A 22492-nucleotide genomic window follows, 5' to 3' on the forward strand; every position below is an offset into this window, starting at 1 on the left:
GGACAGGGCAGGCATGAATCAACTCGCGGGGGCCTGGGCCGCGCTGGCGCTGGCCTTGCCGATGGCCTGGATGGCCGGCGGCGGGCCGCTGCCGGGGCGGGCGCTGCCCCTGCTGGGCGCGGCGGGGCTGGTCGCCGGTCTGGGCGGTCTGGCGGGCTGGGCGGTCCGCGCCCTGGCGGCTCGTCGGGCCTCAGGCCAGCAAGCCGCGGGCCCGTTGCCGGCTGCAGCCCTGCTCGAGGCCCTGCCCGGGCCGGTCCTCGGCCTCGACGCCGAGGGCCGTGTGACCCACCTGAACCCGGCCTGGGAGGCGCTGAGTGGCCGGCCCCTGGCCGAGGTCCTGGGCCGGCCCTGGCGCGAGCTGCTGCATCCCGAGGATCGCCCCGCCTTCGAGGCCGCATTCGCGGCGCGCCTGCGCGGCGAACGCCCCGGGGCCGCCGTCGAACTGCGCTGTCTGACGGCCGACGGCCAGGCCCTCAGCCTGGCCTGGCGGGCCCAGCCGGTGCGTGCGGCCGACGGCCGCGTCAGCGGCCTGGCCGGCACGCTCGAAGAGCTCAGCACCCGCAAGCGCCTGGACGCCCGCCTGCAGTCGCACCGAGGCTATGTCGACACCCTGCTGGCCAATGTGCCGGGTGTGGTCTACCGCGCCCGCAACGACCGCCACTACACGATGGAGTTCATCAGTGCCGGCTGCCTGGAACTCACCGGCTACGAGCCCCACGAGCTGATCGAGAACCGCCGCCTGGCCTACGACGACCTCATCCACCCCGAGGACCTGGAGTTCGTCTGGACTCACATCCAGGCCCATCTGGCGCGGCGCGAGGTCTTCCAACTCGCCTACCGCATCCGCGACGCCGCCGGGCGCCTGCTTTGGGTCTGGGAGCAGGGCCGTGGGGTGTTCAGCGCGCGCGGCGAGCTGCTGGCCATCGAAGGCTTCATCACCGACGTCAGCGAACGCCGTGGCGCCGAGGAGAAGGCCCGCCGCCGCCTGTGGTTCGAGGCCCGCACCGGCCTGATCAGCCGGCCGATCTTCGACGGCCTGCTGTCCTGGAGCCTGCAGCAGCAGGACAGCGGCCGGGCCGATCCGGTGATCCTGCTGGTGCTGGAGCTGGCGGGGCACCCGGCCTGCGTCGCCCGGCGCGGCCACGAGGCTGCCGAGGCCTGGCTCACCGAACGCGCTCGGCGCCTGGCAGCCGCCCTGGGGCCGGGCGCCGTGGCCTGCCGCCTGGGGGCGGCGCAGTTCGCCGTGCTGGCCCAGGATGTCGGTGGTCGGGCCCCCAGCCCGGCTGGCGCGCCGGATGCGACCGATCGGTCGGCGTGGCAGCGTGCGGCGCAGGCCCTGGTCCGGCCCTGGTTGGCCCGGCTGGAGCGCCCGGGCCCGGGGGGCGAGTCCGGGGAGGACGAGGCCAGTGCCCCCGCCGCCGGCCTGGTGCTGGGCCATCCGGGCCATCCCGGCCCCGAGGCCCTGCTGGCCGCCGCCCAGGCTGCCTGCCAGCGGGCCCTGGCCCGTGGGCCGGGCCAGCTGGAGGTGGCCGAGGCCGGGCCGGGGGCCTGCTGAGTGCAGCGGCCCGCCGGGCCGCTCAGCGGCTCGGCACCGAGGGGCCGAGCCGTGCCGGCGCCCAGCCTTCCGGCAGCACCTGACCTTCGTCGAAGCGGCTCAGCCAGTCCAGCGCCAGCGGCCGGCTGCGGCCCAGGCCCTTGTAGTCGATCAGGGGCTGCGGCAGGTCGCGCAGCACGCGGTGCAGGCGCGCAGCCCAGACCGGCTGGGTGGCCAGTTCCCTCAGGCTGGCCAGGTAGCAGCGCACGCTGAACAGGATGGCGTGGCTGCGCGGCAGGCGGAACAGGCCCTGCAGCTCGACGCGCAGGTGCAGCTTGTCGGCGATGTTGTCGGCGTTCAGGCTGGCGCGGTCCGGACCCCACTCGGGGTAGTGCTCGGGCGAGGTGTCCAGACGCGGATTGACGGTCATCGTCCAGTTCAGCCGCCGCACCGGGGCCCCGGCCTGCAGCATCAGCAGGTACTTGAGCGCGCGGTCGAAGATACCCATGCCATGGGCCATGGGCACCGGGGCATGCCACTCCTTGAAGCTCATGCCCAGGTCGAAGGCCAGCGACCAGTCGGCCTGCGAGGTGACCATGCCGGCATCGGCATACAGATCGTTGTCGCGCGGGTCCATCAGCACGAAGTCGCCCTGCGCCTGGCGCGTGATGTATTCGAGCGGCGGGCAGGGCAGGGTGCTCGCATCGCCGAAGGTGAAGGTCTGCGCCAGGCCGAGCGGGCGGTTGGTCCAGTGCCAGCGGCTGCCCTCGCGCTGCAGCGTGAAGTGGGCCGGGTAGTCGCGAGCCAGCGACTCCATCAGCAGCTCCAGCGTGTCCCAGCCGGCCGCTTCCATGTGCGGCAGGCTCGCGCACCGGCCGGGATCCCGGGCCAGGGTCAGGGCGCGGTCGCGGCATTCGGCCACGTAATGCTCGTCGATGTCGAAGGCGAACTCGGTCACGGCGCCCTGGGGCCCCGGCCGGTGCGGCTCGATGTTGACGCTGTACTCGTAGCGGTCCTGCGGAAAGGGAAAGGGAAAGCGGCGAAGGGCCGCCTCGCTGTTGCCGTAGCGGTAGTCGCCGCGGAAGCTTTCATCCTTGAAGACGGCGGGGCCGGGGGCCGGGCGGGGCAGGTCCAGGGTCGGGGTCATGGCAGGTCGTCCACCTTCTCAGAGGTCCAGCGTCAGGCAGGGGCCGCGGTAGCGCGACACGCAGGGCAGCATGCGGCGGCCGGCCGCCCGCTCGCTTGGGTCGAGGATCACGTCCGCGTGCAGCAGCTCGCCCCCGGCGGTGTCGACGACGGCGGTTTCGCAGCGGCCGCAGGCGCCGCCGCGGCACAGGGCCTGCACGCCGGTGCCGGCGTCCTCCAGCACATCGAGCAGGCTGCGGTCGCCCGGCACCTGGAGCCTGCGGCCGTCACGCGCCAGGCAGACGGTGAAGGGCTCGCCGCCCGCGGCGGCCGCGAAAGCCTCGGTGTGCAGGGCCGAGGCGGGCCAGCCCAGGGCGGCGCCCGCGGCGAAGGCGTCCTGCACCATGCCGGCCGGGCCGCAGATCATCAGATGCGTGCCCAGGGGGCGGTCGGCCAGCAGGGTGCGGAAGTTCAGCCGCGCGCCCGCCGAGGCGTCGTGGTGGGTGACCCGGCCGGGCGCCACGGCCTCGAGTTCGTCACGGAAGGCGGCCTGGGCCGGATCGCGCCAGGCGTCGTGCACCTCGAAGGACCGGCCCTCGCGCTGCATCACGCGGGCCAGGGCCAGGATCGGCGTGATGCCGATGCCGCCGGCCACCAGCACGGTGTGGCGCGCGGTGCGTGGGGCGGGAAACAGGTTGGCCGGCGCCCCGACGGTCAGGAGCTGGCCCTCGCCGAGGGCCTCGTGGATCCAGGCCGAGCCGCCGCGCGAGGCGGGCTCGCGCCGCACCGCCAGGCGCCAGGCGCGGCGGTCTTCGGGGTCGCCCAGCAGGCTGTAGGGATTGCGGCGCAGGCCGCCGGGCGTCGGCAGGTGCAGCAGCACGTGGCTGCCGGCCGACCAGGCGGGCAGCCGCTCGCCGTCGGGACGGACCAGGGTGATCTCGCGGATGCCGGGAGCGACCGCGCGCAGGCGCTCGACCCGCAGGCTCAGGTCGGTGTTCATGGGTAGAGGATCTCCGGCGGCGGGTGTTCACCCGGCACCTCGGCGTCGACCTGCACGCCCATGTAGGCGCCCAGCCGGCGCGAGAAGTGGTCGCGGACCAGCAGGGTGCGGCCGCAGCCCTGGCAGCTCAGCAGGCTGCTGCGCACCGCGCCGTGCAGCTGCTGGCAGTGCACGCACCAGACGGGGCGGGCCAGGGTGCCGAAGCGCTCGCGGCGGATCGCGTCCTCGCCCAGGCCGGCTGCGGCCGCCAGGCGGCTGGCGCGCCACAGCAGGGATTCCGGCCCCAGCAGGTAGAGCCGCAGACCCATGCGGGCCTCGGCCAGCCGGGACTGCAGCAGGTCCAGGGCGGCCTCGGCGTCCGGCGCGGTCGAGGCGCTTGCCGTGGGCAGCAGCCGGGCCCAGGGGCCGGCACCGACCTGGATCAGCGCCAGGTCGGCGGGGGCGTCCGCGGCCAGGCGGCGGGCCAGGGCCTCGGCCGTTGCCGGCTCGTCCCCGCAGGCCAGCAGCAGATGGCGGACCCCCTGCGGGTCCCAGGCCAGCGGCGGATAGACCGGCTGGCTGGGGAGGCGGTGGGACGCAGCTTCAGCCATGGGTGCGACGGCGCAGCGGATCGTAGAAGGGGGTGCGGACGACGGTGGCCGTGAACGCCGCATCGGCCGTGCGCAGCGTCAGGCGCGTGCCGGGCCGGGTGTGGATCGGCGCCAGATGCACCATGGCCAGCGACTGCATCAGGTAGCGGCTGTAGCTGGCCGTGGTGACCACGCCGACCTGGCGCTCGCCCTCGAAGATCGGCGTGCCGGCCGGCACCGCCGCGTCGTGGTCGACCAGCATGCCGGCCTGCTTCACGCGTTCGCGGCCGCGCAGCTTCAGCACCGCGGCCTTGCCGATGTAGTCGCCGGGCTTGTCGAGGTCGATCGCCCAGCCCATGTTGACCTCCCATGGCGTGGTGTCGCCCTCGGGCATCTCGAAGGGGAAGAAGAGCAGGGCGCCTTCGACCCGGGTCAGGTCGAGGGCGGTCCAGGAGGCCGGGATCACGCCCTGCGGCCGTCCGGCCTCCAGCACGGCATCCCACAGCATCACGGCATCGGCGGCCGCGCAGTAGATCTCGTAGCCGCGCTCGCCGGAGTAGCCCCCGCGGCCCAGCACCACCGGCTTGCCGAACAGCGTCGTCTCGACATGCTGGAAGTAGGGCAGGGCGGCCAGGTCGGCGGGCGTGTGCGGCGCAAGCACCGACAGCGCCAGCGGCCCCTGCAGCGAAAGGATGTGCACGTCGCGGTCCGGGGTGACGACCACGTCGCGGCCCGCGGCCAGCAGGGCCAGGGTCCGGGGCGTGGCGCCGCTGCCGTGCGAGAGGCGGAAGCGCGTCGCGCCGTCGCGGATCACCATGATGTCGTCGACCAGGGCGCCGTCCTCGTTCACCTCGGCGGCCAGCCGGGCGCAGCCGGGCGTGAGCCGGGTCACGTCGATGCTGACCAGGCGGTCGATCACAGCCTCGGCGTCCGGGCCGTCGACGCGGACGATGTTCAGGGCCGACACGTCGTAGAGCGCCGCCCGGGTCCGCGTGGCGACCACCTCCTCGTGCGGATCGCGGTCATAGCTCCACGGGATGGGCATGTCGTTCCAGGTGTCGCCGTCGAGCTTGGAGCCGAGCTGGCGGTGGCGTTCGTTCAGGACCGATTGACGGGACATGCAGGGACCTCGGGGGCGGAGGGTTCGGGAAGGGATGGGGCTGGCAACGATTCTGGAAGCCGCCTCCGGCCGCGACCATCCTCTTCACGGACTACCCCGAAGGGAGTAGTCCGCCGCGCCGCAGCTCCGGCGGACCGTGCGGCGGCCTGCATCCGGTGCGCACTGCACCTCGGGAGGGAGGCAGCGGGCGGGACCGGTGCATCGAAGGTCTCCGGGAAGGCTCATGGGGTGAGCCTTGAGCGGCCAGAGGGCGAGGCGGGCTGGGCTACTCCCTTGGGGGTACGCCGTGATGGGCATTGCCGGTGCCGGGCCTCGCTTCGCACACTGGATCGAACCCGGCAGCCTGCCTGTGCAGCTGCAGCCCCTCATCCCGTGAACCCAAGGATTTCCGCATGACCCGTGTGGCAGTGATCGGCGCCGGCCCCTCCGGCATGGCGCAGTTGCGAGCATTCCAGTCGGCCGCGCAGCGTGGCGTGGCCATTCCCGAAATCGTCTGCTTCGAGAAGTGCGCGGACTGGGGCGGCCTGTGGAACTACACCTGGCGCACCGGCCTCGACGAGCACGGCGAGCCGGTGCACGGCAGCATGTACCGCTACCTGTGGTCCAACGGCCCCAAGGAGTGCCTGGAGTTCGCCGACTACAGCTTCGACGAGCACTTCGGCAAGGGCATCGGCTCCTACCCCCCGCGGGCCGTGCTGTGGGACTACATCAAGGGCCGCGTCGAGAAGGCGAAGGTGCGCCCCTGGGTGCGCTTCTCGACCCCGGTGCGCATGGTCACCTTCGACGAGGCCAGCCAGCAGTTCGACCTGACCTGGCACGACCTGGAGAAGGACGTGATGGGCACCGAGCGCTTCGATCACGTGGTGGTGGCCTCGGGCCACTTCTCCACGCCCAACGTGCCCTTCTTCCCCGGCCTGGACACCTTCAACGGCCGCGTGCTGCATGCCCACGATTTCCGCGATGCGCTGGAGTTCAAGGGCAAGGACCTGCTGATCATCGGCCGCAGCTACTCGGCCGAGGACATCGGCTCGCAGTGCTGGAAGTACGGCGCACGCAGCATCACCAGCAGCTACCGCAGCCGGCCGATGGGCTTCCACTTCCCCGACAACTGGGAACAGAAGCCCCTGCTGACCCACGTGGTGAACAAGACGGCGCACTTCAAGGACGGCACGTCCAAGGAGGTCGACGCCATCATCCTGTGCACCGGCTACAAGCACCACTTCCCCTTCCTCAGCGAGCCGCTGCGGCTCAAGACCGACAACCGGCTCTGGCCGCTGGATCTGTACAAGGGGGTGGTCTGGCAGAAGAACCCGCGCCTGTTCTACCTGGGCATGCAGGACCAGTTCTTCACCTTCAACATGTTCGATGCGCAGGCCTGGTGGGTGCGCGACCAGATCCTGGGCCGCCTCCCGCTGCCCGACTTCGCGGCCCGCGAGGACGACTGCCTCAGCTGGCGAGCCCGCGAGGAAACGCTCACCGACGACGAGTCGATGATCCGCTTCCAGGCCGACTACGTGAAGGCCCTGATCGAGGCGACCGACTACCCGATGTTCGATCTCGAGGGCGTGGTGCAGACCTTCCTGGAATGGGAGCACCACAAGCACGAGAACGTGATGACCTTCCGCGACCACGCCTACCGCTCGGTCATGACCGGCAAGATGTCGCCGCTGCATCACACGCCGTGGAAGGACGCGCTCGACGACTCGCTGGAGGCCTACCTGGCCGAGGGTCCCGGTGCCTGAAGTCGGCGTGGCGATCGACGCCGCAGCCGAGGCCGCGCCCCCGCGACCGGCCCCGCCCCGCGCCGCCGGCCTGCGCGAGCCCGGCCTGCGCCGGCCGCCGCAGCCCCTGCCCGGACGAAGCCTGCGGGTGCTGGATCTGCCGGCCGGTGCCAGCCTGCGGCTGGAGGATGTCGAGGGCGGCCAGCGCATCGAGCTGGCCTGGCTGCCGGCGCAGCCGGGGGGCATCGATCCGCTCGCCGCGCTCGGCCTCCCGGAGGCCGGTGAGGGCCTGGCCGCGCTGCTCGCCGAGGCCGTGCCCGGAGCCGCCGCCTGCCGCGCCCTGCTCGAGGCGCAGGGCCTGAGCCTGGCCGATCTGACCGTGCATGCCGGCTTCGGCCCCGACAGCCCGGCGGGGGCCCAGCTCGCGCTGCAGCTGCCTGCCGCCGGCTGGCTGATCGTCGGCACGCCGGCCCCGCCGCTGGCCCCGGACGAGAGCGCCACGGCCACGCCGATCGCGCTGTGGCTGCAGCCGGCGCCCGGCCAGGCCCTGCCCGAGCTGCCGCCGCCGCTGGGCCCGCTGCAGGACGAGTGGCGCATCCCGGCCGGCACCGCGCGGGCCTACATGGTCAAGGCCGGCGAGTATGTGCAGGTCATCGATGTGGCCGGCCGCCAGTGCTCGGACTTCCAGGCCTTCGCGCGCCACAAGCTGCAGGCCGGCCGGCCGGTCGCGCTGGACGCGACGCTGACCCGCACCCTGCTGGGCCAGGCCTATCCCACGCCGGGCCTGCCCTCCAAGGCCTTCGACGCCGAAGGCGAGGCCCTGCTGGAGCTGGTGCAGGACAGCTGCGGCCGCCACGACAGCTACGCCACCGCCTGCAGCCCGCGCTACTACGACGACGCCGGCTACCCCGGCCACGCCAACTGCAGCGACAACTTCAATGCCGCGCTGGCCCCGCACGGCGTGCCGCCCCGGCTGGCCTGGGAGGCGCTCAACTTTTTCTACAACACCCAGGTCGATGCGCATCAGCGCCTGAGCCTGGACGAGCCCTGGTCGCGCCCTGGCGATTACGTGCTGCTGCGCGCCCTGGTCGACCTGGTCTGCGTCAGCTCCTCCTGCCCCGACGACATCGATGCGGCCAATGGCTGGATGCCGACCGACATCCATGTCCGCCTCTACCCCGCCAGCGCGCGCTTCCCGCGCGCGATCGCCCACCGCATGAGCCCCGACGCCCCCCCGCAGTTCACCCGCGAGACCGCCTTCCACGCGCGCAGCGCCGCCGCGGGTGCGCGCTTCGTCGACTACCGCGGCCACTGGCTGGCCGCCGGCCACAGCAGCACCGGCGCACTGGCCGAGTACTGGGCCTGCCGCGAGGCGGTCACGGTGATGGACCTGTCGGCCCTGCGCAAGTTCGAGATCACCGGCCCCGACGCCGAAGCCTTGCTGCAATGGACGCTGACGCGCGACCTGCGCAAGCTCGCGATCGGCCAGGTCGTCTACACCGCGATCTGCCATCCGCACGGCGGGGTGATGGACGACGGCACGGTCTTCCGCCTCGGCGAGCATCTCTTCCGCCTGGTCTGCGGCGACGACCGCACCGGCCTGTGGCTGCGCGAGGAGGCCGCCCGCATGGGCTACCGCGCCTGGGTCCGCAGCTCGACCGACCAGCTGCAGAACCTGGCCGTGCAGGGGCCGCGTTCGCGCGAGCTGCTCAAGGGCCTGCTGTGGACCGCGCCCGACCGGCCGACGGTCGAGGCCCTGGGCTGGTTCCGCTTCACGCCGGCGCGGCTCGGCCATGCGCGCGGCCTGCCGCTGCTGGTCTCGCGCACCGGCTACACGGGCGAGCTGGGCTACGAGCTGTTCTGCCACCCGCGCGACGCCGAGGCGCTGTGGGATGCCGTCTGGGCGGCCGGCCAGCCCCTGGGCCTTCAGCCCATGGGCCTGGAGGCCCTGGACTGGGTCCGCATCGAGGCCGGCCTCGCCTTCGCCGGCCACGAGTTCGACGACGGCACCGACCCCTTCGAGGCCGGCATCGGCTTCACCGTGCCGCTGAAGACCAAGGCGGTGGACTTCGTCGGCCGCGAGGCCCTGCTGGCCCGCCAGGGCCATGCCCGCCACCAGCTGGTCGGCCTGGCGATCGACGGCCACAGCGTGGCCGCGCATGGCGACGCGGTCTTCCTCGGCCGCGCACAGGTCGGCGTGGTCACCAGTGCCTGCCATTCGCCCAGCCTGCAGCAGGGCATCGCGCTGGCGCGGATCGAGCCCTCGCTGGCCGTGCTCGGCACCGCGCTGGAGATCGGCGCACTCGACGGCCAGCAGAAGCGCCTGCCCGCCACCGTCGTCCGCTTTCCCCATTTCGATCCCGACAAGACCCGCGTGCGGGCCTGAGTCGGCGTGAACGCATTCCCATGACCGCTCCCCGCCAGTTCCGTCTCACCCTGGCCTGCCCCGACCGCCTGGGCATCGCCGCCGCCGTCGCCCAATGCATCGTCGACCACGGCGGCTGGGTGCAGGAAGCCCACAACCATGCGGAGACCGACGATCCGCATTTCTTCATGCGGGTCGCGATCGAGCATGCCTCGCTCGCGCCGCGGCTCGACGACTTCCAGCGCGCCTTCGAGGCCCTGGCCGCGCGCTTCGCGATGCGCTGGTCGCTGGCCGACAGCGCACGGCCCAAGCGCATCGTGCTGATGGTGTCGAAGCAGGCCCATTGCCTCTACGACCTGCTCGGCCGGATGCAGGCCGGCGAGCTGCCGGGCCAGATCGTCGCCGTGATCTCCAACCACCCCGACCTGCGCGGCCTGGTCGAGTGGCACGGCCTGCCCTTCCACCATGTGCCCGTCACGCCCGACACCAAGCCCGCCGCCTTCGCCGAGGTCGAGCGCCTGCATGCGGCCTACGGGGCCGAGCTCATCGTGCTCGCCCGCTACATGCAGGTGCTGCCGCCTGCACTGTGCGCGCGCCAGGCCGGGCGGATCCTGAACATCCACCACTCCTTCCTGCCCAGCTTCGTCGGGGCCCGGCCCTACCACCAGGCCCATGCCCGGGGCGTGAAGCTGATCGGCGCGACCTGCCACTACGTGACCGCGGACCTCGACGAGGGACCGATCGTCGAGCAGGACGTGATCCGCATCGACCACGCCGACCGCATCGAGGACCTCGTCCGCACCGGTCAGGACGTCGAGAAGGCGGTCCTCGCCCGCGGCCTGCGCTTCCACCTGGAAGACCGCGTGATCGTGCACGGCCACCGCACCGTCGTCTTCCGCTGAGGCGCGTTGCCCGCGCGCCGGCCCCCGTGTTCCCCCGTCCCTTCCCCCACCCTTGGAGTCTCACGATGACCGCCCTTCGCCGCACCCCGCTCGTCCTCGCGCTGACCCTGGCCGGCCTGACGGCCCCGCTGGCCGCCCGTGCCGAGACGGTCCCGCCCGAGTTCACCGCCACCTCCAACATCGCGCTGGCCACGCAGTACGTCTTCCGCGGCGTCAGCTACTCGCAGGAGCGCGCGGCCGTGCAGGGCGGCTTCGACCTGGCCCACCGCAGCGGTGCCTACCTCGGCATCTGGGGCAGCAGCGTCAGCAGCGAGGCCCTGAACGGGGCCACCGCCGAGATCGACCTCTATGGCGGTGTCGTGCTGCCGGTCGGCGAGGCCACCGTCGACGTCGGCCTGCTGCAGTTCCACTTCCCGCGCGCCAAGCTCGGCAGCGAGAGCTACAACACGCTCGAAGCCTATGCCGCGGTGAACTGGTCCATCGTGCAGCTGAAGTATTCGCACACCCTGGGCGACTACTTCGGCTTCAACAGGAAGTCGCTGGGCAGCGGCAGCGATTCCAAGGGCTCGGGTTACCTGGAAGCCAATGTGAACTGGTCCTTCCTGCCCGGCTGGACGCTGAACCTGCATGCCGGCCACCAGCGCGTGGCCGGCTACGGGGCCTTCAGCTTCAGCGACTACAAGGTCGGCGTGACCAAGGACTTCGACGGCGGCTGGCAGCTCAGCGTGGCCGCCGCCGGCACGAATGCCGACACCGCGCTCTACACCATCAACGGCGTCGACACCGGCGACCACAAGCTCATCGGCATGCTCAAGCGCAGCTTCTGAGCCAGGCGGCAAACGCCCCATCGCACGGCAGCCTGCGCCGCTTTGGCGCCTGATGCACAGCCTTGCACAGGATTGAACCAAAGGAATCATGGATTCACTCCAAGAAACTTTGGCACAGGCATTGCGAGGTTGCTGCGAGCCCGTCCGCAAGACGGGCCCTGCCTTGCGGGCCGCCGTCCCGCCTGCGTCCGACCCTCCGTTCACGGAACCCCGACTGGAGCCTTCGATGTTGCGATTTCCCCTTTTGCGCCGCGGCCTGGCCGCGCTCAGCCTGGCCGGGCTCAGCCTGGCGGTCCGGGCCCAGGAGGCCGCCGCCGCGGCCCCGGCGCCGGTGCCGACGCTCGACACCGGCGACACCGCCTTCGTCGCGCTGTGCACCCTGGTCGTGCTGCTGATGATGCTGCCCGGCCTGGCGCTGTTCTACGGCGGCCTGGCCCGCTCGAAGAACGTGCTGTCCATCCTGATGCAGGTCTTCAGCGTGGCCTCGCTGGTCTCGGTGCTGTGGGCGGTCTACGGCTACACCTTCACCTTCGCCGATGGCGGGGATCTGCAGAGCGTGATCGGCGGTGCCGGCAAGCTCTTCATGCAGGGCATCACCAAGGACTCGCTGGTCGGCACCATCCCCGAGTACCTCTACTTCCTGTTCATGCTGATGTTCGCGGCCATCACGCCGCCGATCATCGTCGGCGCCTTCGCCGAGCGCATGCGCTTCGGCGCGGTGCTGGTCTTCATGACCCTGTGGCTGACGATCAACTACGTGCCCATGGCCCACATGGCCTGGGGCGGCGGTTGGGTCTTCGGCCTGGGCGTGCAGGACTTCGCCGGCGGCAATGTCGTGCACGTGAACGTCGGCATCGCCGCCCTGGTCGGCGCGGCCCTGCTCGGCAAGCGGCGTGACTACGGCACCTCGCACGTGGCCCCGCACAACATGACGATGACGATGACCGGCGGCAGCCTGCTGTGGGTCGGCTGGCTCGGCTTCTGCGGCGGCTGCGCGCTGGCCGCCAACGGTTTCGCGATGCTCATCATGGTGAACTGCATGCTGGCCAGCTCGGCCGGTGCGGTGGCCTGGCTGCTGGTCGAATGGCTGCACCGCGGCAAGCCCAGCCTGCTCGGTGCGGTGTCGGGCGCGATCGCCGGCCTGGTGGCCATCACCCCGGCCTGCGGCTTCGTGGGCCCGATGGGCGCCATCCTGCTGGGCCTGATCGTCGCGCCGATCTGCGCGTGGGCGGTCGAGAAGCTCAAGCCGATGATCGGCCTGGACGACTCCTTCGACGTCTTCGGCGTGCATGGTGTCGGCGGCATCGTCGGCGGCCTGCTGACCCCGGTCTTCGCGCTGCCGGCGATCGGCGGACTGGGCTTTGCGGAAGGTCGCGACCTGGCCAGCCAGTTCACCGTCAATGCCGGTGCCCTGGGTTTCAGCATCCTCTACTCGGCGGTGTCGAGCTGGATCGCCTTCAAGGTGGCCTCGGTGCTCTGCGGCGGCCTGCGGGTCGATGCCGAGCAGGAGACCGACGGCCTCGACCTGGCCTCGCATGGCGAGGTCGGCTACAAGTACGCGAACTGACCGGGAGCACGCCATGAAACTCATCACTGCCGTGCTCAAGCCCTTCAAGCTCGACGAGGTGCGCGAGGCCCTGGCCGACGTCGGCGTGCGGGGCATCACCGTGACCGAGGTCAAGGGCTTCGGTCGCCAGAAGGGCCACACCGAGCTCTACCGCGGCGCGGAGTACGTGGTCGACTTCCTGCCCAAGGTCAAGGTCGAGGTGGCGGTCGACGACGCCTTGGTCGACCGTGTCATCGAGACCATCTCGGCCTCGGCCCGCACCGGCAAGATCGGCGACGGCAAGATCTTCGTCAGCACGCTGGAGCATGTGATCCGCATCCGCACCGGCGAGGCCGGCGTCGACGCGCTCTGAGTCCCTGCCCGGCCCCGCGCCCCGTGGGGCTTGCGGGGCCGGGTAGACTCCACGTGGGTGTCCCGGTGCAAGGCCGGGGCAGGTTCATGCGACGGTCGGGCCGCCTCGCGGCTTGAGCCTGTCGCATGCCATGAGCCCCGATGTCCTCGACCTGCTGGCCGCCCTGCTGTTCGGCCTGGCCCTGGTCCACACCTTCACCGCACCCTTCATCGCAGGCCTCGCGCACCGCCACCCGCGGCATGCCGGCCTGCTGCATCTGCTGGGCGAGGTGGAAGTCGTCTTCGGCTTCTGGGCCCTCCTGCTGATCCTGCTGATGGCCTTGTTGCAGGGCGGGCCCGCTGCGCTGGCCTACGCCGAATCGCGCAACTACACCGAGCCGCTGTTTGTCTTCGTCGTGATGGTGATGGCCGCAGCACGGCCCGTGCTGCAGACGGTGCTGCAGGCGGTCGATGCCATGGCCCGGCGCATGCCGCTGCCGGCGCCGCTGGCCGTGGCCTGGCTGGGCCTGGCGCTGGTGCCCCTGCTCGGCTCGCTGATCACCGAGCCGGCGGCGATGACCCTGGCCGCGCTGCTGCTGGCCCCGCGCATCTTCCACGCCGGCGTGCCCGAGCGGCTGAAGTACCTGGCCCTCGGCGCGCTGTTCGTCAACGTGTCGATCGGCGGCACGCTGACCGCCTACGCCGCGCCGCCCGTGCTGATGGTGGCCGCCGCCTGGCAGTGGGACAGCGCCTTCATGCTGGCCACCTTCGGCGGCAAGGCCACGCTGGCCGTGCTGTTCAATGCCTCGCTGGCGACCTGGCTGCTGCGCAGCGCCCTGGCCCGCACGCCCGTGGCGGCCCCCCCGCCGGCCGCGCCACTGCCGCCGGCCCTGGTGGCCGCGCACCTGGCCCTGCTGGCGGGCGTGGTGCTGCTGGCCCATCACCCCGTGGCCTTCCTGGCGATCTTCATGGTCTTCCTCGGGCTCTGCCAGGCCTATGCGCGCCATCAGGACCGGCTGATCCTTCCGGAGGCGCTGCTCGTCGGCTTCTTCCTCGCCGGCCTGGTGGTGCTGGGCGGCCTGCAGCGCTGGTGGCTGCAGCCCCTGGTGGCCGACCTGCAGCCGCTGGCCCTCTTCTTCGGCGCACTCGGCCTGACCGCGCTGACCGACAACGCCGCGCTGACCTACCTCGGTTCGCTGATCGAGGACCTGCCGCAGGCCTCGCGCGTGATGCTGGTGGCCGGCGCGGTGGCGGGTGGCGGGCTCACGGTGATCGCCAATGCGCCCAATCCCGCCGGCGTGGCCTTGCTGCGCGGCGGGTTTGCCGGCGGCTCGATCGGCGCGGGCGGCCTCTTGCTCGGGGCCCTCGGACCGACCGCGGTGGCGGCGGCCGCCTTCCTGCTGCTGTGAGTCGCCGCCACAGGCTTGCAAGGCGTTGACGGGTCCACGGCCCGCGGCCTGCAGGGCCCGGCAGCCCGGGGAGGGCGCTGCTAGAGTGCCGGCTGCTCTCCGTGACCGGACGGGCCGGCTGCCGGCCCGTCTCAACGCCCCCCTGTCGTGACCTCTACGCCCCAACCCTCTGCCGGCGCCCTGCACATCCTGCTTGCGGAGGACGATCCGGCCGTGGCCGATACCACCGCCCGGGCCCTGCGCTCCCAGGGCTGGTCGGTGGACACCACCGCCCGTGGCGAGCCGGTCCCCGCCTCGCTGAAGTCCGATCCCTACGACCTGCTGATCCTCGACATCGGCCTGGCCGGCATCGACGGCTTCGAAACCCTGCGCCGCGTGCGCGGGGCCGGCATCGAGACGCCGGTGCTGGTGCTGACCGCCCGCGATGCCATCGAGGACCGCGTGCATGGTCTGGAGACGGGCGCCGACGACTACATGGTCAAGCCCTTCTCGCTGGCCGAGCTGGTGGCGCGCGTGCGGGTGCTGACCCGCCGCCACCGCAGCCGCCGCGACAGCGAGCTCACCATGGGCTCGCTGCGCATGGACCTGGTCGCCCAGCGCGCCTGGATCGGCAACCAGCCGGTCGAGCTGTCGGTGCGCGAATGGGCGGTGCTCGAATACCTGCTCGGCCGGGTCGGCCACGTCGTCGCCAAGGAGCAGATCCTCCAGTCGATCAGCGGCTGGGGCGAGCAACTCTCCGAGAACGCGGTCGAGGTCTACGTCTCGCGCCTGCGGCCGAAGATCGAGCCGGCCGGCCTGCGCATCCGCGCCGTGCGCGGCTTCGGCTACCTCGTCGAGGAACAGCCCGAGCTGCTGCCGCCGCTCACCTGATCCCGCCCGCGGGCTGCCCGGCCTGCCGGCGCCCCGCCCGTCCGCCATGTCGCTCAGCCTGCGCGCCCGACTGCTGCTCGGCACCCTGACCCTGACGGCCCTGGTCGTGCCGCTGCGGGTCATGATCGACCTGCGCGCCGGGACCGCCGCCAGCGAGACCGCGGCCGATGCCGCCCTGGTCAACCTCGGCCGCGCGATGGCGGCCGTGCTGCCGACCCTGGACGATCCACTCGTCCAGGCCGAATCCGGGACCCCCCAGGCGCTTGAGCGCCTGCTGCGCTCGCACAGCCCGGAGCGCATCTGGTGGGCCCTCAGCGATGGCCATGCGGCGTGGCTGGCCGGTGACCTGTCCATCCGCGATCTCAACCCCGGCGGCCGCTGGCCGCCCACCGAGCCGCGCTGGGAGGATGTTCGGCTCGACGGCGAGTCCCTGCGCCTGGCCGAGCTTCCCATCGACTGCGGCCGGCCCAAGCCCTGCGTGCTGCGCCTGGCCCAGACGACCCAGCGCCGCAGTGCCGCCCGACGCGAAGCCCTCGAAGTCGCCCTGCTGCAGGGCCTGGCCACGGCCGTGCTGCTCGGCGGCGGCCTGATGGCCGTCATTGCCTGGACGCTGCGTCCGCTGCGCCGCCTGCGCGCCGACCTGGCCCAGCGGCCGCTCCATGCCCCGCAGCCCGTCGATCGCGAGGGCTTGCCCGACGAGCTGAACCCGCTGCTCGATGGCGTCGACCTGCTGATGCAGCGTGCCGCTTCCGAGCACGAACGCCAGCGCCACTTCATCGCCGACGCCGCACACCAGCTGCGCACCCCGCTGACGGCGCTGCGCACCGAAGCCGAGCTGGCCCTGATGGCCTCGCCCTTCGGCGAGCCGGCCAGCCCCGGGCTGGAGCGCCTGCACCGCTCGGCCCTGCGCGCCGCCCGGCTGGCCGACCAGCTGCTGCTGCTGGCCCGCACCGAGGCCAGCCAGGGCGAGCCCGGCGGCGACGAGCGCTTCGACCTGCGCGCCGTCGTCCACGATGCGGCCCGCGACTGGGTGCCCCGTGCCCTGGAGCACGGCGCGGACCTGGGCTTCCAGCTGGAGGAAGCGCCCGTGCTCGGCCGCGCCTACCAGGTGCGCGAGCTGCTGGCCAACCTGATCCACAACGCGCTGGAGTACGCGGCCCCGCCCGATGGCCTGCCCGTCCACATCACCGTGCGTTGTCTGCCGGTGCCCCATCCGCAGGGCGACCCGCCCCGCGAAGCCCTGCTGGAAGTCGAGGACAACGGCCCCGGCATCCCGCCGGAACAGCGCGAGCAGGTGCTCGAACGCTTCTTCCGCGCCCCGGGCGCGCCGGGCTCGGGCAGCGGCCTGGGCCTGGCCATCGTGCGCGACATCGCGCAGGCCCACCGAGCCCGCCTCATCCTCAAGGACGGCGAGGGCGGCCGCGGCCTGTGCGTACGCGTGATCTTCCCGATCGCGCCGCCGCTGGGCTGAGCGGGGGAGGGGCCGGGCCGCCGAGGCGCCCGGCCCGCGGGCTCAGACGTTGAACAGGAAGTTCATCACATCGCCATCCTTGACGATGTAGTCCTTGCCTTCGGCGCGCATCTTGCCGGCGTCCTTCGCGCCCTGCTCGCCCTTGAAGGCGAGGTAGTCCTCGAAGGCAATGGTCTGGGCGCGGATGAAGCCGCGCTCGAAGTCGGTGTGGATCACGCCGGCCGCTTGCGGCGCGGTCGCGCCGATGGCCACCGTCCAGGCCCGCACTTCCTTCACCCCGGCGGTGAAGTAGGTCTGCAGGCCCAGCAGCTTGAAGGCGGCGCGGATCAGGCGGTTCAGGCCCGGTTCGTCCTGGCCCATCTCGGCCAGGAAGATGGCGCGGTCTTCGTCCTCCATGCCGGCCAGCTCGGCTTCGGTCTTCGCGCAGATCGCCACCACCGGCGCGTTCTGCTTCTCGGCATAGGCCTTGAGGCGGTCGAGGAAGGGGTTGTTCTCGAAGCCGGTCTCGCTGACGTTGCCGACGAACATCGCCGGCTTGGCGGTGATCAGGCACAGCGGCTTGAGGATGACGCGCTCTTCCTTGCTGAACTCGACCGAGCGCACCGGCTGCGCCTGGTTCAGCGCGGCCTGGCACTTCTCCAGCACCTTCACCAGCGCGGCCGCTTCCTTGTCGTTGCCCGAGCGCGCCGCCTTGATCGAGCGCTGCAGCGTCTTCTCGACGGTGCCGAGGTCGGCCAGGCAAAGCTCGGTCTGGATGACCTCGATGTCGGCGATGGGGTCGACCTTGCCGGCCACGTGGATGACGTTGTCGTCCTCGAAGCAGCGCACCACATTGACGATGGCGTCGGTCTCGCGGATGTGGCTGAGGAACTGGTTGCCCAGGCCCTCGCCCTGGCTGGCCCCGGCGACCAGGCCGGCGATGTCGACGAACTCGACGATGGCCGGCACGATCCGCTCGGGCTTGACGATGCCGGCCAGCGCCTGCAGGCGCGGGTCGGGCAGCTCGACCACGCCGACATTGGGCTCGATGGTGCAGAAGGGGTAGTTCTCGGCCGCGATGCCCGCCTGGGTCAAAGCGTTGAAGAGGGTGGACTTGCCGACGTTGGGCAGTCCCACGATGCCGCATTGGAGGCTCATGGCCGTGTACCTGTCACAGGTGAATGCAAAACGGCAGATTTTAGGGACGGACCCGCCTGCCGCCGGTGCTAGCCTGCGCCAGGTGTCAGCAGGCCGGGCTGTCCGATGCCCGATGCTGCCCCGGAGGGAGGAAACGCGGTCGTGGATGCAGTCGCTCCGCAAGCCTTGATCACCGGGCCGGCGCCGGCCGGCCTGCGCGGCCTGCTGCCGGCCCTGCAGGCCATGCCCGACCTGCTGCCGCCGCTGCTGGTCTTCCTGCTGATCGCGCTGCTGCTCGATCTGCATCGCCGCCTCGGCGCCGACCCGACGCTGCGCCGCTGGCCCTGGGGGCTGGGCGTCGTGCTGGCGGTGGTGCCGGGGGTGCTGGCGCTCAGCCGGCCCGCCGCGGCCTGGGACGAGGCCCTGCTGCTCGGCGCGCTCAGCGCCGCCCTGCTGGTGGCGCTGTGGCTGGGCAGCACGGTGGCCGACCTGCGCCAGACCCGTGCCCGCCTGCGCCAGGCCAATGCCGAGCTGGAAGCCCGCGTGCGCGAGCGCACCCGGGCGCTGGAGAACGCCCGCGACCTGGCCGAGGCCGCCTCCAGCGCGAAGAGCCGCTTCCTGGCCACGATGACGCACGAGCTGCGCACGCCGCTGAATGCCGTGCTCGGCGCGACCGAGCTGCTGGCCCAGCGGCCGCAGCTCAGCCCGACGGACCGCCGCCTGCTGGAGTCCGCCCACGACAGCGGCCGCCATTTGCTGGCCATGATCGAGAACGTGCTCGACCTGTCCCGCATCGAGGCCGGCCAGATGCCGGTCGTCCCGGCCCCGTTCTCGCTCGCCGAATGCCTGCACGGCGCCCTGGAGGCGGTGCGCCTGGCCGCCGAACGCAAGGGCCTGCTGCTCGATCTGCAGGGCGGCGCGGCCCTGCCGGACTGGCGCATCGGCGATGCGCTGCTGATCAAGCGGGTGCTGATCAACCTGCTGGGCAATGCCGTGAAGTTCACGGCCCACGGCAGCGTGGTCCTGAGCCTGCACGAGGACACGCCCGGCGGCCTGCGCATCGAGGTTCGGGACACCGGCATCGGCATTCCGGCGGCCGCGCTGCAACGGGTCTTCGAGCCCTTCCGCCAGGCCGACGACACCACCACCCGGCGGCATGGCGGTTCGGGCCTGGGCCTGGCCATCACGCGCGAGCTGCTGACCGCCCTGGGCGGCACGATCACGCTGGACAGCATCGAGGGCCGCGGCACCACCATGACCGTGCACCTGCCGCTGCCGGTCTGCGAGGACGTGCGTCCCAGCGAACTGGCCGCTTGGCGCGACCGGCTCTTCGAGCTCCGCCCGGCCCTGCCCCCGGCCAGCCTGCCGCCCGAGCGTCTGGAGCCCCTGCCGGCCGGCCGCGAACGGCCCGACGCAGCCGAGCTGCCTTGGCCCCCCCGTCCCGGGCCGGATCCCGGGGGCGCCGAGCCCGCGCAGCCTGCTCGGGCCGTCGAGGCTGCGGCGGCGGAAGCGGCGGCCGAGCCCGCTGCGCTGCCGCCCGCCGAGCCCGCGGCTCCCGCCGCCGAGCCCGCCCCCGCAGCGCCCGCGGCCCTGCCGGCTGCGGCCTGGGCGCGCCGCCTGCTCGTGGTCGAGGACGACATGGTCAACCAGCTGATCGCCACCCAGATGCTGGCGGCCGACGGCTGGCAGGTCGACATCGCCGAGCATGGCGGCGAGGCCCTGGCCCGCCTGCGCGAGCGCCCCTATGCCCTGGTGCTGATGGACTGGCAGATGCCGGTCATGGATGGGCTGGAGGCCACCCGCCGCCTGCGGGCCGGCGAGGCCGGCGAAGCCCTGGCCCGGCTGCCGGTGATCGGCGTGACGGCCAATGCGCATGCGGACGACCGCCAGGCCTGCCTTGAGGCGGGCATGAATGAGGTCGTCACCAAGCCCCTGAGCCTGCCGGTGCTGCGCGCCGTCGTGCGGCAGTGGGCCGATCCGGCCGCCGCGGCCTGATCCGCACGCGGCGGTCCGGCCCGGGGCTGCTGTGGCGCCTCAGCGGCCGATCAGGCCCTTCAGCGCGTCCTTGACCTTGTCCTTCGGCTGGGCCGGCGCGGCGGAGGCGCCGTCGGCCGGTGCCGGTGCGCCCTTGCCACCCAGCAGGCGGTCGACCAGGGCCGCGCCGCCCCCCGAGCCAACGGCCGCCCCCAGGGCCTGGCGCTTCAGCAGCTCCTTGCCGACCTCGGACCAGCGGATGCGCCAATCCACCGCGCTGAAGGGGCCTTCGAGCTTGATCGGCACGGTCAGGCCCTTCAGCGCGGCGAGCTCCGGCCCGTCCTGGCCTTGCGGCGTGCCCGTCACGGTGGCCCGCGCCACGTAATCGACCCGGCTGGCGCCGAGGTCGACCAGGCCTTCGCCGCCCAGGCGCAGGAAGGGGCTCTTGGCGCTGAGGTCCTTGCTGCGGGCCACGCCCTCGCGAATGTCGAAGCTCAGGCTGACTTCGGAGAAATCGGTCTTCTCGCTGGCCTGGCTGGCCTGCTTCGCGTCGCCGCCGGCGATCGCGCCGCGCCAGTCGCGCAAGGTCTTGGCCAGGTTGATGCCGCGCACCGCGCCATCGCGCATCTGCAGGGCCAGCCTGCCGCCCAGGGCCTGCTTCAGGGCGCCGACAGTCGGGCCGCGGCTGTTGAGCCGGGTGCTGAGCTTGCCGCGGCCTTCGAGCTTGTCGAAGCCGGCCAGCGCGCCCAGCATCGCGTGCAGGTCGACGTCGTTCGCGTCCAGGCCCAGGGCCAGCGCGCCGCTGCCGGCATCGGCCTGGGCCGTGGCCTGGAAGCGACCGCCCCAGGCGCGGCCGTCGAGCTGGCTCAGGTCGAGCTTGCCGTCCTTCAGGCGGGCGGCCAGCTCGGCCTGCTCGATGCGATGCGGCGGCAGGATGAGGGTGCCGGCGCGCAGCTTCAGCGTCGCGTCCACTGCCTTCAGCGGCGAGAGGTCGATCTTCTGCGCGTCGACCGCGGCCGCGGACGCTGCACCGGCCGGTGCCGAGGCGGCCGACGGTGTGACCGGCGGCAGGAAGCTGCTCAGGTCCAGCGTGCCGAAACTGGCCTGCAGGCCCAGGCGCGGCACGCCGCTGCCGAGCACGGCGTCCAGCAGGGTCTCGAAGGCCTGGCCGTTCAGCGTGCCCTTGAGCTGGGCTTCCGCCTGCTGGCGGGCGGGGGCGCCGGCCGGCTGCTGCAGGGCCAGGCGGCCCTGGGCCTGCAGGGCCAGCGGCGGCAGGGTGGGGTCCTTCAGGTCGAGCTGCAGCTTCAGCGGGGACAGGCTCAGGGCCAGCGGCTGCGGCGCCAGGCTGAGGTCGCCGTCGAGCTGGGCGGCGATCTGCCGGTTGCCTTCGCTGCCGCTCAGGCTGAGCTTCAGGCCCGGCACGACGATCTTCTCGAAGCGCCCGCTCGGCGCCTGGGAGCCGAGCTGCAGCTGCAGCTCGCGCGAGCCGCCGGCCACCGGCCCGGCCAGCCGCGCGCTGCCGCTGAGCGGGCTGCCCGACAGGCCCTGGCCTTCGACCGACAGCGCCGGCCAGTCGAGCTGCGCGACGAGCTGCTGCGCCGCATCGGCGGGGCCCAGGGCGGCCTTCAGCTCCAGCGCCAGCCGGGCCAGTTCGATGCGCTGGCGGGCCGGCTTGAAGCCCAGGCCTTCGACGGCCAGGCGCAGGGTCTCGATCCGGGCGCCGGCCGGACGTGCGGCCAGCTCCAGCTGCAGGCCGCGGGCGTCGAGGGCCTGCTGGCTGCCATCCCAGTCCAGCGCCCCGCTGAGCTTCGCGTCGATGGCCTGCACGCCCAGCGCGCTGCCCTTGAGGCCGAGCTTCAGGCCGTCGAGGGCCACGCTGGGCGGCTGGTCGGCCGGCAGGCGGAAGCGCAGCGTGCCGTCCAGGCTCAGCGCGGCATCGACCGGCGGCTCGGCCAGCTTGGCCTGCAGGCGCAGCTCGATGGGCGTGGCCTCGCCCTCGGCCAGCCGGCCGCTGCGCAGGCGCTCGATCTGCACCTGGCCGTCCAGCCGGGCTGGCACGTCCTGCACGAGCAGGCGCAGGTCGTCGAGCGCCAGGCCGTCGACCGAGAAGGCCAGGGGCTTGCCGGGCGCCGAAGGGTCCTTGGCCGAGGCCGCATCGTCGCGGCCCAGCGCGATCAGGTCGTCGATGTTGCGGCGGCCCTGCGCGTCACGGCGCAGGGCCATCTGCACGCCGCGCGCCTGGACGGCGTCCACCTCCAACCGCTGCGCGCTCAGCAGCGGCAGCACGCGCACGGCCAGCCGGGCTTCGTCGACGCGCAGGAATTCGTCGGGCTGGCCGGCTTCGCTCAGGTGCACGCCGTGCAGGGTGACGGCGACCTTGGGCCACAGCGCCAGGCCGACCGGGCCGTCGAGCTTGAGCGTGCGCTGGGTGCGCTCGGCCACCTGCGCCTCCAGCAGCTTGCGGATGTCGTCGCCATCGAAGCGGGCGACGAGCACGCCAGCGGCCAGCACCAGCAGGGCGAGCACGGCGGCGAGAGCGATCAGCAGGCGCTGGATCCAAGTCGGCATGGTGGGGTGCGGGGGTTCGGGCGG

The 22492-nt window shown here is 72.6% G+C and carries 17 protein-coding genes; 11 read left to right on the forward strand and 6 right to left on the reverse strand.

Annotated elements, in window-relative coordinates:
* Window positions 1-13: 13 nt before the first annotated feature.
* Window positions 14-1555 carry a sensor domain-containing diguanylate cyclase gene (locus tag H4F90_RS00080; RefSeq protein ID WP_182660293.1) on the forward strand — a complete coding sequence of 514 codons (1542 nt, stop codon included), beginning with the start codon at window positions 14-16 and terminating at the stop codon, window positions 1553-1555.
* 22 nt (window positions 1556-1577) lie between these two features.
* Here H4F90_RS00080 and H4F90_RS00085 read toward each other — a convergent pair whose 3' ends face one another.
* From H4F90_RS00085 to H4F90_RS00100, 4 genes are read right to left on the reverse strand one after another with little or no spacing between them, the layout of a single operon-like run.
* Window positions 1578-2681, reverse strand: a complete 1104-nt coding sequence (locus H4F90_RS00085; protein ID WP_182660295.1) for a heme-dependent oxidative N-demethylase family protein — start codon at window positions 2679-2681, stop codon at window positions 1578-1580.
* Between the two features lie 18 nt (window positions 2682-2699).
* Complete coding sequence (locus tag H4F90_RS00090) at window positions 2700-3659, reverse strand: PDR/VanB family oxidoreductase (RefSeq protein WP_182660297.1); 960 nt, start codon at window positions 3657-3659, stop codon at window positions 2700-2702.
* A complete protein-coding gene (locus H4F90_RS00095) occupies window positions 3656-4249 on the reverse strand; it encodes a dimethylamine monooxygenase subunit DmmA family protein (RefSeq protein ID WP_182660299.1) in 594 nt (197 codons plus the stop codon). The genes H4F90_RS00090 and H4F90_RS00095 overlap by 4 nt, the downstream gene beginning before the upstream one ends.
* Window positions 4242-5348, reverse strand: a complete 1107-nt coding sequence (locus H4F90_RS00100; protein WP_182660301.1) for an aminomethyltransferase family protein — start codon at window positions 5346-5348, stop codon at window positions 4242-4244. The genes H4F90_RS00095 and H4F90_RS00100 overlap by 8 nt, the downstream gene beginning before the upstream one ends.
* Before the next feature lie 392 nt (window positions 5349-5740).
* Here H4F90_RS00100 and H4F90_RS00105 point away from each other — a divergent pair, with 392 nt between their 5' ends.
* The 9 genes from H4F90_RS00105 (at window position 5741) to H4F90_RS00145 (ending at window position 16810) form a co-directional block, all read left to right on the forward strand.
* The gene (locus H4F90_RS00105) at window positions 5741-7090 is read left to right on the forward strand and encodes an NAD(P)-binding domain-containing protein (protein ID WP_182660303.1); all 1350 of its coding nucleotides are present in this window, start codon (window positions 5741-5743) and stop codon (window positions 7088-7090) included.
* The gene (locus H4F90_RS00110) at window positions 7083-9455 is read left to right on the forward strand and encodes a DUF1989 domain-containing protein (protein WP_328700775.1); all 2373 of its coding nucleotides are present in this window, start codon (window positions 7083-7085) and stop codon (window positions 9453-9455) included. The genes H4F90_RS00105 and H4F90_RS00110 overlap by 8 nt, the downstream gene beginning before the upstream one ends.
* Before the next feature lie 20 nt (window positions 9456-9475).
* Entirely contained in the window at window positions 9476-10336 is an 861-nt protein-coding gene (gene purU / locus H4F90_RS00115; protein ID WP_182660305.1) for a formyltetrahydrofolate deformylase, read from the forward strand.
* Window positions 10337-10401: 65 nt separating this feature from the next.
* The gene (locus H4F90_RS00120; RefSeq protein WP_182660307.1) at window positions 10402-11163 is read left to right on the forward strand and encodes a TorF family putative porin; all 762 of its coding nucleotides are present in this window, start codon (window positions 10402-10404) and stop codon (window positions 11161-11163) included.
* Window positions 11164-11389: 226 nt separating this feature from the next.
* Window positions 11390-12730: an ammonium transporter gene (locus H4F90_RS00125; protein WP_182660309.1), complete on the forward strand. Its 1341-nt coding sequence runs from the start codon at window positions 11390-11392 to the stop codon at window positions 12728-12730.
* 13 nt (window positions 12731-12743) lie between these two features.
* Window positions 12744-13082 (forward strand): P-II family nitrogen regulator, encoded by a 339-nt coding sequence (locus H4F90_RS00130; RefSeq protein WP_182660311.1) that lies wholly within the window; start codon window positions 12744-12746, stop codon window positions 13080-13082.
* A gap of 130 nt (window positions 13083-13212) precedes the next feature.
* The gene (locus tag H4F90_RS00135; RefSeq protein WP_182660313.1) at window positions 13213-14469 is read left to right on the forward strand and encodes a putative Na+/H+ antiporter; all 1257 of its coding nucleotides are present in this window, start codon (window positions 13213-13215) and stop codon (window positions 14467-14469) included.
* Window positions 14470-14616: 147 nt separating this feature from the next.
* Window positions 14617-15339 (forward strand): response regulator transcription factor, encoded by a 723-nt coding sequence (locus tag H4F90_RS00140; RefSeq protein WP_328700777.1) that lies wholly within the window; start codon window positions 14617-14619, stop codon window positions 15337-15339.
* Between the two features lie 46 nt (window positions 15340-15385).
* Window positions 15386-16810 (forward strand): sensor histidine kinase, encoded by a 1425-nt coding sequence (locus H4F90_RS00145; protein WP_182660315.1) that lies wholly within the window; start codon window positions 15386-15388, stop codon window positions 16808-16810.
* Between the two features lie 42 nt (window positions 16811-16852).
* Here H4F90_RS00145 and ychF read toward each other — a convergent pair whose 3' ends face one another.
* The gene (gene ychF, locus H4F90_RS00150) at window positions 16853-17947 is read right to left on the reverse strand and encodes a redox-regulated ATPase YchF (RefSeq protein ID WP_182660317.1); all 1095 of its coding nucleotides are present in this window, start codon (window positions 17945-17947) and stop codon (window positions 16853-16855) included.
* Window positions 17948-18088: 141 nt separating this feature from the next.
* On the opposite strand from ychF, the gene H4F90_RS00155 reads away from it, so the two are divergent.
* A complete protein-coding gene (locus tag H4F90_RS00155) occupies window positions 18089-19921 on the forward strand; it encodes an ATP-binding protein (RefSeq protein WP_182660319.1) in 1833 nt (610 codons plus the stop codon).
* Window positions 19922-19960: 39 nt separating this feature from the next.
* Here H4F90_RS00155 and H4F90_RS00160 read toward each other — a convergent pair whose 3' ends face one another.
* Entirely contained in the window at window positions 19961-22468 is a 2508-nt protein-coding gene (locus H4F90_RS00160) for an AsmA family protein (protein ID WP_182660321.1), read from the reverse strand.
* Window positions 22469-22492: the final 24 nt, after the last annotated feature.

Source organism: Aquariibacter albus, assembly GCF_014145335.1.
Lineage (GTDB): Bacteria > Pseudomonadota > Gammaproteobacteria > Burkholderiales > Burkholderiaceae_C > Aquariibacter > Aquariibacter albus.

Excerpts from the sequence above, each read along its gene's own strand:
- H4F90_RS00160 (WP_182660321.1), bottom strand. The coding sequence starts at position 22,468 with ATGCCGACTTGGATCCAGCGCCTGCTGATCGCTCTCGCCGCCGTGCTC.
- H4F90_RS00090 (WP_182660297.1), bottom strand. The coding sequence starts at position 3,659 with ATGAACACCGACCTGAGCCTGCGGGTCGAGCGCCTGCGCGCGGTCGCT.
- H4F90_RS00130 (WP_182660311.1), top strand. The coding sequence starts at position 12,744 with ATGAAACTCATCACTGCCGTGCTCAAGCCCTTCAAGCTCGACGAGGTG.
- H4F90_RS00100 (WP_182660301.1), bottom strand. The coding sequence starts at position 5,348 with ATGTCCCGTCAATCGGTCCTGAACGAACGCCACCGCCAGCTCGGCTCC.
- H4F90_RS00145 (WP_182660315.1), top strand. The coding sequence starts at position 15,386 with ATGTCGCTCAGCCTGCGCGCCCGACTGCTGCTCGGCACCCTGACCCTG.
- H4F90_RS00080 (WP_182660293.1), top strand. The coding sequence starts at position 14 with ATGAATCAACTCGCGGGGGCCTGGGCCGCGCTGGCGCTGGCCTTGCCG.
- H4F90_RS00125 (WP_182660309.1), top strand. The coding sequence starts at position 11,390 with ATGTTGCGATTTCCCCTTTTGCGCCGCGGCCTGGCCGCGCTCAGCCTG.
- H4F90_RS00135 (WP_182660313.1), top strand. The coding sequence starts at position 13,213 with ATGAGCCCCGATGTCCTCGACCTGCTGGCCGCCCTGCTGTTCGGCCTG.
- H4F90_RS00105 (WP_182660303.1), top strand. The coding sequence starts at position 5,741 with ATGACCCGTGTGGCAGTGATCGGCGCCGGCCCCTCCGGCATGGCGCAG.
- purU (WP_182660305.1), top strand. The coding sequence starts at position 9,476 with ATGACCGCTCCCCGCCAGTTCCGTCTCACCCTGGCCTGCCCCGACCGC.
- ychF (WP_182660317.1), bottom strand. The coding sequence starts at position 17,947 with ATGAGCCTCCAATGCGGCATCGTGGGACTGCCCAACGTCGGCAAGTCC.
- H4F90_RS00085 (WP_182660295.1), bottom strand. The coding sequence starts at position 2,681 with ATGACCCCGACCCTGGACCTGCCCCGCCCGGCCCCCGGCCCCGCCGTC.
- H4F90_RS00120 (WP_182660307.1), top strand. The coding sequence starts at position 10,402 with ATGACCGCCCTTCGCCGCACCCCGCTCGTCCTCGCGCTGACCCTGGCC.
- H4F90_RS00095 (WP_182660299.1), bottom strand. The coding sequence starts at position 4,249 with ATGGCTGAAGCTGCGTCCCACCGCCTCCCCAGCCAGCCGGTCTATCCG.